This window comes from Streptomyces sp. ISL-100, assembly GCF_018614615.1.
Lineage (GTDB): Bacteria > Actinomycetota > Actinomycetes > Streptomycetales > Streptomycetaceae > Streptomyces.
The window spans coordinates 218336-232210 of record NZ_JAGGOK010000041.1; the positions used below are offsets into that span (position 1 = coordinate 218336).

Annotated in this window: 13 protein-coding genes; 11 read left to right on the forward strand and 2 right to left on the reverse strand. The window is 70.3% G+C overall.

Going from position 1 to position 13875, the window contains the following annotated elements:
• Positions 1-58: 58 nt before the first annotated feature.
• The gene (locus J7E89_RS19255; RefSeq protein ID WP_214975073.1) at positions 59-721 is read right to left on the reverse strand and encodes a bifunctional DNA primase/polymerase; all 663 of its coding nucleotides are present in this window, start codon (positions 719-721) and stop codon (positions 59-61) included.
• 433 nt (positions 722-1154) lie between these two features.
• Between J7E89_RS19255 and J7E89_RS19260 the strand changes: the two genes are divergently transcribed.
• The 5 genes from J7E89_RS19260 to ffh all read left to right on the forward strand — a co-directional run bounded on the left by J7E89_RS19260 (position 1155) and on the right by ffh (position 8843).
• Positions 1155-2630, forward strand: coding sequence for a hypothetical protein (locus tag J7E89_RS19260; protein WP_214975074.1), 1476 nt, complete (start codon positions 1155-1157; stop codon positions 2628-2630).
• Positions 2631-2978: 348 nt separating this feature from the next.
• The gene (locus tag J7E89_RS19265; RefSeq protein ID WP_214975075.1) at positions 2979-4346 is read left to right on the forward strand and encodes an ammonium transporter; all 1368 of its coding nucleotides are present in this window, start codon (positions 2979-2981) and stop codon (positions 4344-4346) included.
• Positions 4343-4681 (forward strand): P-II family nitrogen regulator, encoded by a 339-nt coding sequence (locus tag J7E89_RS19270; RefSeq protein WP_214975077.1) that lies wholly within the window; start codon positions 4343-4345, stop codon positions 4679-4681. Before J7E89_RS19265 ends, J7E89_RS19270 begins: the two co-directional genes overlap by 4 nt.
• A gap of 43 nt (positions 4682-4724) precedes the next feature.
• Positions 4725-7199: a [protein-PII] uridylyltransferase gene (locus tag J7E89_RS19275; protein WP_214975079.1), complete on the forward strand. Its 2475-nt coding sequence runs from the start codon at positions 4725-4727 to the stop codon at positions 7197-7199.
• A 90-nt stretch (positions 7200-7289) separates the two neighbouring features.
• Complete coding sequence (gene ffh / locus J7E89_RS19280) at positions 7290-8843, forward strand: signal recognition particle protein (protein WP_214975080.1); 1554 nt, start codon at positions 7290-7292, stop codon at positions 8841-8843.
• Positions 8844-8918: 75 nt separating this feature from the next.
• Here ffh and J7E89_RS19285 read toward each other — a convergent pair whose 3' ends face one another.
• The gene (locus J7E89_RS19285; RefSeq protein WP_214975082.1) at positions 8919-9791 is read right to left on the reverse strand and encodes a methyltransferase domain-containing protein; all 873 of its coding nucleotides are present in this window, start codon (positions 9789-9791) and stop codon (positions 8919-8921) included.
• A gap of 524 nt (positions 9792-10315) precedes the next feature.
• Here J7E89_RS19285 and J7E89_RS19290 point away from each other — a divergent pair.
• From J7E89_RS19290 to rplS, 6 genes are all read left to right on the forward strand, one after another.
• Positions 10316-10909 carry a hypothetical protein gene (locus J7E89_RS19290; protein WP_214975085.1) on the forward strand — a complete coding sequence of 198 codons (594 nt, stop codon included), beginning with the start codon at positions 10316-10318 and terminating at the stop codon, positions 10907-10909.
• A gap of 228 nt (positions 10910-11137) precedes the next feature.
• The gene (gene rpsP, locus J7E89_RS19295) at positions 11138-11584 is read left to right on the forward strand and encodes a 30S ribosomal protein S16 (RefSeq protein WP_214975088.1); all 447 of its coding nucleotides are present in this window, start codon (positions 11138-11140) and stop codon (positions 11582-11584) included.
• 2 nt (positions 11585-11586) lie between these two features.
• Positions 11587-11826 carry an RNA-binding protein gene (locus tag J7E89_RS19300; RefSeq protein WP_005311361.1) on the forward strand — a complete coding sequence of 80 codons (240 nt, stop codon included), beginning with the start codon at positions 11587-11589 and terminating at the stop codon, positions 11824-11826.
• A 95-nt stretch (positions 11827-11921) separates the two neighbouring features.
• Positions 11922-12485: a ribosome maturation factor RimM gene (gene rimM, locus J7E89_RS19305; protein WP_214975092.1), complete on the forward strand. Its 564-nt coding sequence runs from the start codon at positions 11922-11924 to the stop codon at positions 12483-12485.
• The gene (gene trmD / locus J7E89_RS19310) at positions 12482-13303 is read left to right on the forward strand and encodes a tRNA (guanosine(37)-N1)-methyltransferase TrmD (protein WP_214975095.1); all 822 of its coding nucleotides are present in this window, start codon (positions 12482-12484) and stop codon (positions 13301-13303) included. The genes rimM and trmD overlap by 4 nt, the downstream gene beginning before the upstream one ends.
• A gap of 132 nt (positions 13304-13435) precedes the next feature.
• Positions 13436-13786 carry a 50S ribosomal protein L19 gene (gene rplS, locus J7E89_RS19315; protein WP_214975097.1) on the forward strand — a complete coding sequence of 117 codons (351 nt, stop codon included), beginning with the start codon at positions 13436-13438 and terminating at the stop codon, positions 13784-13786.
• Positions 13787-13875: the final 89 nt, after the last annotated feature.

Sequence of the window (13875 nt, forward strand, 5' to 3'; positions counted from 1 at the left end):
GTCCGGCGTTTGAGGGCACGCCCGTAGGGCGTCTGTGTTGTCTGGGGGAAAGAAAGCCCTACGCCGGCGACCGGTGCGCCACGTACGCCAGCGTCCCCAGCAGCAGCCTCGCCGGCGGCGGCGACTGAGCCGTGTCCAGGGATGGAGCGCGCAGCCAGCGCACCGGGCCGAGGCCGGCGAGATCGGACGGCGGCGCCGCGATGTGGTCGCCAGGACCAAGGCCGCGCAGGTCGAGATCCGCGTCGTCCCACCCCATCCGATAGAGGAGGCGCGGCAGCTCGGAGGCAGCACCCGGCGCCACGAAGAAGTGCGCCCGCCCGTCAGGAGTCGCGGCCACCGGCCCCACCGGCAGCCCCATCCGCTCCAGCCGTACGAGCGCCCGCCGCCCCGGGGCCTCGGCGACCTCGATGACATCGAACGTACGCCCAACGGGCAGCAGCGCCGACGCCCCCGGGAAGCCGGACCAGGTCTTGGTCACGTCGTCGAGGGTCGCACCCGCCGGCACCTCGGGCGCGAAGCCCAGCGGGTGAGCCCCCGGCGCCCGGCACGACGTATCGCCGCACGAGCACTCCCGCACCGCGGAGCCCGTTGCCGATGCTCTGGCGCCCGGCACGACCGCCCAGCCCCACAGCCCGGTGTACTCAGCGACCGTTGTGCAGTCCGACATGCGGCCGCGGCGCCGTGAGCCGGATCGCGTTTCCCGGCCGATCGTGAAGCCCATGCCCCCTCCAACGGGTCCAGTGCACCGATGGTTACGTCTTGGAGTCAATCTGTGACGCTGTGCTTCCGTCGAGGTGGTCCGGCGGCGCACAGAGGCATAAGAGGTGGTGCGGGCCGGACTGAGCGCCCCGGCGCGCACCGCTCCGCCGACTCCGGTCGGTGTATGTCAAGTGAATCGCGCCCGGCATCGGAGGAGTTCATCCAATGGGGTGGCGAATGGTGGCGTTTCTGGAATCGCCATGGCCGGAGCGGTGATCGTAGGATTACTGTCAGTGCACGAACCTCGGAATCACCGCGCATGTGGGTATGCCGGAGGCAAGCCGGTTTCCTGTTCGAGGGGGCGCATCCCGGGGACAGCGGGCCGCAAGTCACGGCATTCTGTTAGGGGTTCGGGCAACGAGGCAAAGAGGCTTCAGCGGGATGGGGGCGTTCCAGTGAGCGGCAGTGGCGCAGGCGGTACGAACGCTGGAAAGCGCCCGAACGAGCAGCTGGGCTCATGGTTCGTGCGCAGCGGCTGGTCCAAGGGTGAGCTCGCACGCCAAGTGAACCGCCGGGCGCGCCAGATGGGCGCCCACCACATCAGCACGGACACCTCAAGGGTGCGCCGCTGGCTGGACGGCGAGCAGCCGCGCGAGCCGATCCCGCGCATCCTCTCCGAGCTCTTCTCCGAGCGCTTCGGCAGCGTCGTCGCCGTGGAGGACCTCGGGCTGCGCTCCGCGCATCAGTCACCCTCGGTGTCCGGCGTCGATCTGCCCTGGGCCGGCCCGCAGACCGTCGCACTGCTCAGCGAGTTCTCGCGCAGCGACCTGATGCTCGCCCGGCGCGGCTTCCTCGGCACCTCGCTCGCCCTCGCCGCGGGACCCGCCCTCATCGAGCCCATGCAGCGCTGGCTCGTGCCCGCGCCCCCCGGTGAGCCCGGCCGTCCGGAATCCGCCGCGGCCGCGCGTCGGCCGTCCCGGCTCTCCAGGCCGGAGCTCGACCTGCTGGAATCCACGACCATGATGTTCCGCCAGTGGGATGCCCAGTGCGGCGGCGGACTTCGGCGCAAGGCGGTCGTCGGACAGCTCCACGAGGTCACGGACCTGCTCCAGGAGCCTCAGCCCGAGGCCACCTCCAAGCGGCTCTTCAAATGCGCCGCCGAGCTGGCCGAGCTGGCCGGCTGGATGAGTTACGACGTGGGACTCCAGCCCACAGCCCAGAAGTACTTCGTCCTCGCCCTGCACGCCGCCAAAGAAGCGGGCGACAAGCCCTTCGGGTCGTACGTCCTGTCGAGTATGAGCCGGCAGATGATCCACCTCGGCCGGCCCGACGACGCACTGGAGCTCATCCACCTCGCGCAGTACGGCAGCCGCGACTGCGCCACCCCCCGGACCCAGGCCATGCTGTATGCGATGGAGGCCCGCGCCTACGCCAACATCGGCCAGCCCAGCAAGTGCAAACGGGCCGTGCGGATGGCCGAGGACACCTTCGCCGACGCGGGCCTGGACGGCGAGCCCGAGCCCGACTGGATCCGCTTCTTCTCCGAGGCCGAGCTCAACGGCGAGAACGCCCACTCCTACCGCGACCTGGCCTACGTCGCCGGCCGCAGCCCCACCTACGCCTCGCTCTCCGAGCCCGTCATGGAGCGCGCGGTCGAGCTCTTCGGCAAGGACGACGAGCACCAGCGGTCGTACGCACTCAACCTCATCGGCATGGCCACCGTGCACCTGCTGAAGCGAGAGCCCGAGCAGTCCGTCGTACTGGCCGAAAAGGCACTCGGCGTCGCCAGGCGCGTGCGCTCCGAGCGGGTCAATACCCGGCTCCGCAAGACCGTCGACACCGCGGCCAGGGACTTCGGTGATGTTGCCCAGGTTCTCGACCTCACCGACCAGCTCGCAGCCCAGCTGCCCGAAGCCGCGGAAGCGGTCTGAGGGCCGGTCGGCGGCCGCCACAGACGCCGGTCGCGACAGCCACCCCGTGAAGCCGACTCGGCTCCCCCACCGCCAGGTCAACGGGTAGCCGTCGCGGCCGGTTTTGGCTGTGCGGGCTGTCCCGTACATGACGTGGGCAGAGGGTATCGCCGGCGCGCCGGCCCGGTCCGGCGGTTCATCCGTACGTAACACGCATGACCTCTTCGTCACTGGGGCGAAACATCGAGCGGCATCGACGGAAACGGCGCTGCGCCAATCTCATGGCGCATAACCGGCTCATCCCTTTGCTGCCGACAGGCCAACAGGCTCCGCCCCCGCACGGGCCGCACCGACGACGAGGAGACGCCGATGCCTCCAGGCATCATGACGCTCGCCGCAGACAAGATCGAACTGTCTGCCGCCAATACCGGCTTCATGCTCATCTGTTCCGCCCTGGTGATGCTCATGACGCCGGGCCTGGCCTTCTTCTACGGAGGCATGGTCCGGGTCAAGTCCACCCTGAACATGCTGATGATGAGCTTCATCAGCCTCGGGATCGTCACGATCCTCTGGGTGCTGTACGGCTTCAGCCTCGCGTTCGGCACCGACATCGGCTCGGTCATCGGCTGGTCCTCGGATTACGTCGGACTGAGCAACATCGGCATCACCGAGCTCTGGGACGGCTACACCATCCCGGTCTATGTCTTCGCCGTCTTCCAGCTCATGTTCGCGATCATCACCCCCGCGCTGATCAGCGGCGCCCTGGCCGACCGCGTCAAGTTCACCGCCTGGGCGCTGTTCGTCACCCTCTGGGTCACCGTCGTCTACTTCCCGGTCGCGCACTGGGTGTGGGGCTCCGGCGGCTGGCTCTTCGAGATGGGCGTCATCGACTTCGCGGGCGGCACGGCCGTCCACATCAACGCGGGTGCCGCCGCGCTCGGCGTCATCCTCGTCATCGGCAAGCGCGTCGGCTTCAAGAAGGACCCGATGCGCCCGCACAGCCTCCCGCTGGTGATGCTCGGCGCCGGGCTCCTGTGGTTCGGCTGGTTCGGCTTCAACGCCGGCTCCTGGCTGGGCAACGACGACGGCGTGGGCGCCGTCATGTTCCTCAACACCCAGGTCGCCACCGCCGCCGCCATGCTCGCCTGGCTGGGGTACGAGAAGATCCGTCACGGCTCGTTCACCACCCTGGGCGCAGCCTCCGGCGCTGTCGCGGGCCTCGTCGCGATCACCCCGTCCGGCGGCTCCGTCAGCCCGCTCGGCGCGATCGCCGTCGGTGCCATCGCCGGTCTGTTGTGCGCCATGGCCGTGGGCCTCAAGTACAAGCTGGGTTACGACGACTCCCTGGACGTCATCGGCGTCCACCTCGTCGGCGGTGTCGTCGGCTCGCTTCTCGTCGGCTTCTTCGCCACCGGCGGCGTCCAGTCCGACGCCAAGGGCCTCTTCTACGGCGGCGGGCTCGACCAGCTCGGCAAGCAGGCCGTCGGTGTCTTCGCGGTACTGGCCTACTCTCTGGTGGTCTCCGCGCTCCTCGCCTTCGTCATCGACAAGGCCATGGGCATGCGGGTCCCCGAGGACGACGAGGTCTCCGGCATCGACCAGGTCGAGCACGCGGAGACCGCGTACGACTTCAGCGGAGCGGGCGGCGGTTCGGCCTCCCGTTCGGCCGTATCCCCGGCGACGGGCCCGACCGACAAGGCCGGCGCCGCGACGCAGACCAAGAAGGTGGACGCATGAAGCTCATCACCGCAGTCGTGAAGCCGCACCGGCTCGACGAGATCAAGGAAGCCCTCCAGGCCTTCGGAGTCCAGGGACTCACGGTCACCGAGGCCAGCGGCTACGGCCGCCAGCGCGGCCACACCGAGGTCTACCGGGGCGCCGAGTACACGGTCGACCTCGTACCGAAGATCCGGATCGAGGTGCTGGTCGAGGACAGTGACGCCGATCAGCTCATCGAGGTGGTGGTCAAGGCCGCCCGTACCGGCAAGATCGGCGACGGCAAGGTGTGGAGCGTGCCGGTCGAGACGGCCGTCAGGGTACGGACCGGCGAACGCGGCCCGGACGCCCTCTGACCGGACGCATTCCGACCGGAACGCATGAAACGGGAGCTGCTGGGTGACGAGCGTAGAAGTGACTACTGAACCGTCCGACGACTCGGGACCCAGCGGCTACGCGGCGGCCCGGCTGCGACTTCTCCAGGAGAAGGCGCAGTCCGGGCCGCCGCGCCGCTCCGGCCTCGCCCGGCTGACCGACGACTGGCTGGACGCACTGTTCACCACGGCCGCCGCCGAAGCGGGCGTGCGCGGCGCGGCCCTCGTCGCGGTCGGCGGATACGGCAGGGGGGAGCTGTCGCCGCGCAGCGACCTCGACCTGCTGCTCCTGCACGACGGGCGGGCGGAGAAGGGCGCTCTCGCCGCTCTCGCCGACCGGGTCTGGTATCCGGTCTGGGACCTGGGCATCGACCTCGACCATTCCGTACGCACACCCGCCGAGGCCCGCAAGACCGCCGGCGAGGACCTCAAGGTGCACCTCGGACTCCTCGACGCCCGCCACGTCGCGGGCGACCTCGGGGTTACGGCCGGTCTGCGTACCGCCGTACTCGCCGACTGGCGCAATCTCGCCCCCAAGCGGCTGCCCGAGCTCCACGAGCTGTGCCAGGAACGAGCAGTGCGGCAGGGCGAACTGCAGTACCTCCTCGAACCGGATCTGAAGGAGGCGCGCGGCGGCCTGCGCGACGCCACCGCCCTGCGCGCCGTCGCCGCCTCCTGGCTCGCCGACGCCCCGCGCGAGGGCCTCGACGCGGCGCGGCGCCGGCTCCTCGACGTACGCGACGCACTGCACCTGACCACCGGGCGCGCCACCGACCGCCTCGCCCTCCAGGAACAGGACCAGGTCGCCACCGAGCTCGGGCTGCTGGACGCCGACACGCTGCTGCGGGAGGTGTACGAAGCGGCGCGCACCATCTCGTACGCCAGCGACGTCACCTGGCGGGAGGTGAACCGGGTCCTGCGCGCCCGGTCCGTGCGCCCCAGGCTGCGCGCCATGCTCGGCAGCAAGACCGCCCCCGAGCGCACGCCCCTCGCGGAGGGCGTCGTCGAGCAGGACGGCGAGGTGGTGCTCGCCCGCACCGCGCGCCCCGAGCGCGACGCGGTGCTCCCGCTGCGGGCCGCCGCCGCTGCCGCCCAGTCGGGGCTGCCGGTCTCCCTGCACGCCGTACGCCGTCTCGCCGCCGTCGCGCGGCCGCTGCCCGTGCCCTGGCCGGCCGAGGCACGCGAGGAGCTCGTCACGCTGCTCGGCGCGGGCGAGGCGACGGTAGGGGTGTGGGAGGCGCTGGAGGCCGAAGGCCTCATCACGCTGCTGCTGCCGGACTGGGAGCGGGTGCGGTGCCGCCCGCAGCGCAACCCTGTGCACACCTGGACCGTAGACCGGCACCTTGTCGAGACGGCCGTACAGGCCTCCGCGCTCACCCGCCGCGTCCACCGCCCCGACCTGCTGCTGATCGCCGCCCTGCTGCACGACTTCGGCAAGGGCTGGCCCGGCGACCACTCGGTGGCCGGGGAGATCATCGCCCGCGACATCGCCGCTCGTATCGGCTTCGACCGGGCGGACGTCGGCGTGATCGCCACGCTCGTACGCCACCACCTCCTCCTCATCGAGACCGCCACCCGCCGCGACCTGGACGACCCGGCCACCATCCGCGCGGTCGCCGACGCGGTCGGCGCCACCGGCACCCTCGAACTCCTGCACGCCCTCACCGAGGCCGACGCGCTGGCCACCGGGCCCGCCGCCTGGTCCACCTGGCGCGCCTCGCTCGTCACCGACTTGGTCAAGCGCGTCGCCGCCGTCCTCGCGGGCGAGGAACCCGCGGCGCCTGAGCCCGCCGCGCCCAGCGCCGAGCAGGAGCGGCTCGCCATCGAGGCGTTCCGTACCGGCGGACCCGTGCTGTCGCTGCGCGCACAGACGGAGGCGCACGGGGAGGCCGCGGGGGAGGAGCCGGAGCCGCTGGGCGTCGAGCTGCTGATCGCCGTACCGGATCAGCCAGGTGTCCTGCCCGCTGTGGCCGGCGTACTGGCGATGCACCGGCTGACCGTACGCACGGCGGAACTGCGGGCCGCCGAGCTGCCGGACTGGGCGGACGGCTCCGGCGCGCATTCCGGCGTACTGCTGCTCGACTGGCGGGTAGCGGCCGAGTACGGGTCGCTGCCGCAGGCCACCCGGCTGCGGGCGGACCTCGTGCGGGCCCTGGACGGCTCCCTGGACATCCCGTCGCGGCTCGCGGAGCGGGAGCGCGCGTACGAGAAGAACCCGCGCAGGCGGGGTGCCCAGGCACCGCCGCCGCGCGTCACGGTCGCCCCGGCGGGGTCCCGCCTCGCGACGGTGATCGAGGTCCGCGCGCAGGACGCCCCCGGGCTGCTCCACCGCATCGGCCACGCACTGGAGGCCGCGAAGGTACGGGTACGCAGCGCGCACATCAGTACCCTGGGCGCGAACGCGGTCGATGCGTTCTACGTCACAGGCCCGGACGGTGCCCCGCTCCCGGAGATTGAGGCCGCGGAGGTGGCCGGTGTGCTGGAGGGTGCGCTGCGGTAAGGAGCAGGGGGCAGACCTCACCGCGGACAGACCGTTACCCTGGGGGCATCTGTGTCCACCCGCCCCCTGACCCGAGGATTCGCGACCGCCGTGTTCGATACTCTTTCCGACCGCCTCGCAGCGACATTCAAGAACCTCCGGGGCAAGGGCCGCCTGTCCGAGGCGGACATCGACGCAACGGCACGCGAGATCCGTATCGCTCTGCTCGAAGCGGATGTCGCGCTGCCCGTCGTCCGGGCGTTCATCAAGCAGATCAAGGAGCGCGCCGCCGGGGCCGAGGTCTCGCAGGCGCTGAATCCCGCGCAGCAGGTCATCAAGATCGTCAATGAGGAGCTTGTCGGCATCCTCGGTGGCGACACCCGCCGGCTGCGGTTCGCGAAGAACCCGCCCACCGTGATCATGCTCGCGGGTCTCCAGGGTGCCGGTAAGACGACCCTCGCCGGAAAGCTGGGCCTGTGGCTCAAGGGCCAGGGCCACTCGCCGATCCTGGTCGCCTGTGACCTCCAGCGCCCGAACGCCGTCAACCAGCTGAGCGTCGTCGCCGAGCGCGCCGGCGTCGCGGTGTTCGCACCGGAGGCCGGCAACGGCTCCGGTGACCCGGTCAAGGTCGCCAAGGACTCGATCGAGTACGCCAAGAACAAGCTGCACGACATCGTCATCGTCGACACTGCGGGCCGCCTCGGTATCGACCAGGAAATGATGCAGCAGGCCGCGGACATCCGCGACGCCGTCAGCCCCGACGAGATCCTCTTCGTCGTCGACGCGATGATCGGCCAGGACGCGGTCAACACCGCCGAGGCCTTCCGCGACGGCGTCGGCTTCGACGGCGTGGTGCTGTCGAAGCTCGACGGTGACGCCCGTGGTGGCGCCGCGCTGTCGATCGCCAACGTGACCGGCCGCCAGATCATGTTCGCGTCCAACGGCGAGAAGCTGGACGACTTCGACGCGTTCCACCCGGACCGCATGGCGTCCCGCATCCTCGGCATGGGCGACATGCTGTCGCTGATCGAGAAGGCCGAGCAGACCTTCAGCCAGCAAGAGGCCGAAGCGATGGCGGCCAAGCTGGCGAAGGGTCCGAAGGAGTTCACGCTCGACGACTTCCTGGCTCAGATGGAGCAGGTCAGGAAGATGGGCTCCATCTCGAAGCTGCTCGGGATGATGCCCGGCATGGGGCAGATCAAGGAGCAGATCGCCAACATCGACGAGCGCGACGTGGACCGTACCGCCGCGATCATCAAGTCGATGACCCCCGCCGAGCGTCACGACCCGACGATCATCAACGGCTCGCGCCGTGCCCGCGTCGCCAAGGGCTCGGGTGTCGACGTCAGCGCCGTGAAGAACCTCGTCGAGCGGTTCTTCGAGGCGCGCAAGATGATGTCGAAGATGGCTCAGGGCGGCGGAATGCCGGGCATGCCGGGGATTCCGGGCATGGGTGGCGGCCCCGGCCGTCAGAAGAAGCAGCAGAAGCAGGCCAAGGGCAAGCGCAAGAGCGGCAACCCGCTGAAGCGCAAGCTGGAGGAGCAGGCCGCGGCCGAGCGCCGCGAGCAGGCCGCGCAGTCGGGCGGCGCGCTGGGGCTGCCGGCCGGCCAGAGCGCTCCTCAGGACTTCGAACTGCCCGACGAGTTCAAGAAGTTCATGGGCTGACACCCCGGACACGCAAGCGCTGTGGGCGCCCTCTCCGTCACGGAGCGGGCGCCCACAGCGCTTGCATCGCTCGTATCAAGGGGTACGCGCGATCAAGTAGCGGAACACGTTCGACATCCAGACCGTTCGGTCCCGCCGCACATGGGGGTGCAGCGCCTCGATGAGCTCCTTTTCCACCTGCGCCGGATCCGTGGCCCGTACGGCCGCGTCGAAGAGCCCGGTCGACAGGAGGCCGCGTACGGCGCTGTCCAGGTCGGCGTAACCGAAGGGGCACGCGACCCGCCCCGAGCCGTCCGGTTTCAGACCGGCCCGCGAGGCCACGTCCTCCAGGTCGTCCCGGAGCGCGGGACGCCATCCGCGGCCGGCACTGCCGCCGCCGGTGGCGCGCAGTGTCTCGGTGAGCCGGGAAGCGACCCGCAGCACCGAGGAGGTCGCGCAGCGCTCGGGCGGGCCCCATCCGGCCAGCACCACCGCGCTGCCGCGCTCGGCGAGCGGTATCGCGCTTTCGAGCGCCGCGGCGAGCGACTCGGAGTCGCCGGCCGCACAGCCGAGCGGTTCGAAGGCGGTGATGAGGTTGTACGCCGGGGCAGCGCCGTCGCAGACCTCCGCCGAATCGCCTTCGTACAGGCGCGTGGGTTCGTCCGGTGTGTCCTCGGTACTGCTCAGGCGCTCGCGGGCCAGCGCGACCCGGTCGGGATCGGATTCGACGCCTGTCACACGCGCGCCTCGCGACGCGGCGATCAGCAGAGCGAGTCCCGAGCCGCAGCCGAGGCCGAGCAGCCGGGTGGCGGGGCCCACCTCGAGCCGCTCGTACGCCGCTTCATACAGCGGGACCAGCATCCGTTCCTGAATCTCGGCCCAGTCGCGGGCGCGCGCGCCCGCGTCCGCCGCCGGCGCTGAGGCTGCGTTCGCGTAGTGCCGGTGGTGCCGGACGAGCGTTGGTGTCATCGAAAGCGCCCCAATCCGCCGAGAGGTCATTACGTGTCCTGATGGACGTTCCCCCGTGTGCGTGCGCTTGTACTCCCCGTAGCCAGGGAACTCCGCATCCGTCACCAAGTCCAGGGGTTGAAAGGCAATGCTTGTGTGCCCCTGCCGTGCGCCCCCGCGCCCGGAGCGGATCCAGGTTCCAGAGTGCCGTCGCCCGGCCGATCCCGCCACGGGAAGGGGCGGTGGCGCGGGCGCGGTGCGCCCCCGGGTACTGTCGCCGTCGGTGGCGGTGCCCATTGAGGCCCGCCCGCGCCCGGGGCCCGGCTCGCGCCCCCGGAGCAACGGATGCCCCGGCGTGCGTCTTTGTCTACGCGCTGGGGCGTACGCGCTGGTACGACCCGGGTTGATGCGAGCTGGGCGGGTCCTCCGCAGATCAGCGCACCCGCCCTCGTCAGGACGCATCAATGGCAACTGACTGGTACGTGCAAATTATTTGGGATGGCCCGGAATAGGAACACCGGGGCACCCCGGCTCGTTGTCACGACGTGAGCACGACACCACCTGTTCTCGCCGCAGAGCTGGCGCAGGCGTGGGCCGACATTCAGCGGTACCACCCCGAGCTGCCAGACCTAGCCGCGCCCGAATCCCTGATCGGAGAGTCGTCGTCCGCCTGTGGCGCCGAGCTCTCCTTCGAACGACTGCTGCACGAGGCAGTCCACGGCATCGCCGCCGCCCGCGGCGTCCGTGACACCTCGCGCGCCGGCCGCTACCACAACCGCAGATTCCTCGCGATCGCCGAGGAGATGGGCCTCGACCACCCCGAGGAGCCTCATCCCAGCAGTGGCTTCTCGCTGGTCTCGGTCAACCCCGAGGCGAGGCGGCGCTACCGGCCGACGATCGAGCGGCTCCAGCGCGCCCTCAAGGCGCACACCGTCGCGACCACGTCGGACACCAAGCGCTCCTTCCGCGGGCCGGCCGCCCGGCACGGCTCGTCCGGCGGCGGGGTGCGGGTCAAGGCCGTCTGCGACTGCGGGCGCAACGTCCGCGTCGTGCCCTCGGTCCTGGCCCAGGCCCCGATCGTGTGCGGGGGCTGCGGAAAGCCGTTCCGTATCCCGGAAGTGGTGGCCGCAGCGAGCTGACCGCCTTTTGCTGACTCCCTATACGCCCGTGCGGACCCGTGCTGGTCGGGTGCTGGTCGGGTGATGTCTGTGCCACAGGTGTGTGGCACAATGGCTAGCTGTACTCGACAGCCGCACAGGAACCCTCTCGCCTCCGGCTGACGCGTCCATCGGGCACCCCGAGTACCGCAACCCCACGTGGCATCTTGTTGTGCCCAACCACGTCATAGACCAGGAGACACCACTCCAGTGGCAGTCAAGATCAAGCTGAAGCGTCTGGGCAAGATCCGTTCGCCTCACTACCGCATCGTCGTCGCCGACTCCCGTACCCGCCGTGATGGCCGGGCCATCGAGGAGATCGGCCTGTACCACCCGGTGCAGAACCCCTCGCGCATCGAGGTCAACTCGGAGCGTGCCCAGTACTGGCTGTCCGTCGGCGCCCAGCCGACCGAGCCGGTCATGGCCATCCTGAAGCTCACCGGTGACTGGCAGGCGCACAAGGGCCTCCCGGCCCCCGCGCCGCTGCTGCAGCCGGAGCCCAAGGCCGACAAGCGTGCCGCGTTCGACGCGTTCGCCAAGGGCCTCGAGGGCACCGACGAGTCCAAGGGCGAGGCGATCACCCAGAAGGCGAAGAAGGCCGACAAGAAGGCTGACGAGGCTCCCGCAGCTGAGTCCGCTGAGTCGACCGAGGCCTGAGCATGCTCGAGGAGGCTCTTGAGCACCTCGTGAAGGGCATTGTCGACAACCCCGACGATGTGCAGGTCGCCTCGCGCAACCTGCGCCGCGGGCGCGTGCTGGAAGTCCGGGTCCACCCGGACGACCTCGGCAAGGTGATCGGCCGCAACGGCCGCACCGCCCGCGCTCTGCGTACGGTCGTGGGTGCCATCGGCGGCCGTGGCATCCGCGTCGACCTCGTCGACGTGGACCAGGTCCGCTGAACAAGTTGGCCGTTTTACCTAGATACGCCGGCTCGGGCCGGGAAGGGCTCGCGAGCCCTTCCCGGCCCGTAGTCGTAAGACAGGAGAAACATCAAGTGCAGCTCGTAGTCGCGCGGATCGGCCGCGCCCACGGGATCAAGGGCGAGGTCACGGTAGAGGTACGTACGGACGAGCCGGAGCTGCGGCTCGGGCCCGGCGCCGTACTCGCCACCGACCCGGCCTCCCCGGGGCCGCTGACGGTCGAGACCGGCCGGGTGCACAGCGGACGGCTTCTGCTGCGCTTCGCCGGCGTCAAGGACCGCACGGCCGCCGAGGCCCTGCGCAACACCCTCCTCATCGCCGAGGTCGACCCCGAGGCCACTCCGGAGGACCCGGAGGAGTACTACGACCACCAGCTGATGGACCTCGACGTCGTCCTCGCAGACGGCACCGAGATCGGCCGGATCACCGAGATCACCCATCTGCCCTCGCAGGACCTGTTCATCGTGAAGCGCCCCGACGGCAGCGAGGTGATGATCCCCTTCGTCGAGGAGATCGTCACCGAGATCGACCTGGAGGAGCAGCGCGCGGTCATCACCCCGCCGCCCGGCCTGATCGACGAGAGCGAGGCGGAGGTCGTGTCGTCGCGGGACGACGGCCAGAAGGACGACCAGGCATGAGGCTCGACGTCGTCACGATCTTCCCCGAGTACCTGGAGCCGCTGAACGTCTCCCTCGTGGGCAAGGCACGCGCGCGCGGGCAGCTAGGCGTCCACGTGCACGACCTCAGGGACTGGACGTACGACCGCCACAACACGGTCGACGACACCCCCTACGGCGGCGGCCCCGGCATGGTCATGAAGACCGAGCCCTGGGGCGCCGCCCTCGACGACGTCCTGGCGGACGGCTACGAGAGCGGGGCCCACGGCCCGGTGCTGGTCGTGCCCACGCCCAGCGGCCGCCCCTTCACGCAGGAACTCGCGGTCGAACTCTCCGAACGGCCCTGGCTGGTCTTCACGCCCGCGCGCTACGAGGGCATCGACCGCCGCGTCATCGACGAGTACGCCACCCGGATGCCGGTGTACGAGGTGTCCATAGGGGACTACGTGCTGGCCGGCGGTGAGGCTGCCGTACTGGTGATCACAGAGGCCGTCGCACGGCTGCTGCCCGGTGTGCTCGGCAACGCCGAATCGCACCGCGACGACTCCTTCGCGCCCGGCGCGATGGCCAACCTCCTCGAAGGCCCCGTCTACACCAAGCCGCCCGAGTGGCGTGAGCGCGGCATCCCGGACGTGCTGCTCAGCGGCCACCACGGGAAGATCGCCCGGTGGCGGCGGGACGAGGCGCTGCGGCGTACGACCGCCAACCGGCCGGACCTCATCGAACGCTGCGACCCAGCCGTCTTCGACAAGAAGGACCGCGAGATGCTGAGCATCCTCGGCTGGCGGCCCGGCCCCGACGGCCGATTTGGGCGTAACCCCGAGGCCGTGGAAGAATAGGCCGCTGCTGTACGTCCGGCGTGCGCCCCTGCCACAGGGGGAACGACGCCCGCCCGACGCGGACAGCGCCCCGAAACTCTCTTAATCGAATTCCGTCGATGACCTGTGGCATCGGCGAGGAAGCAGACTCACATGTCCGGCCTTCTCGACTCCGTCGACTCCGCATCGCTGCGTACCGACCTTCCCGCGTTCCGCCCGGGTGACACCGTGAACGTCCACGTTCGCGTCATCGAGGGCAACCGCTCGCGTGTGCAGCAGTTCAAGGGCGTAGTCATCCGCCGCCAGGGTGCGGGCGTCCGCGAGACCTTCACGGTCCGCAAGGTCTCCTTCGCCGTCGGCGTCGAGCGCACCTTCCCGGTGCACAGCCCGATCTTCGAGAAGATCGAGCTCATCTCCCGCGGTGACGTCCGCCGCGCGAAGCTGTACTTCCTCCGTGAGCTGCGCGGCAAGGCCGCGAAGATCAAGGAGAAGCGCGACCGCTAAGTCGCGCGTTCGGCGCCCGGGACCGGCCGGATAGGCTCACGTCCCGATGGACACCGAAGCGCACGTCACGGAGCGTGACCGCTCTTCCG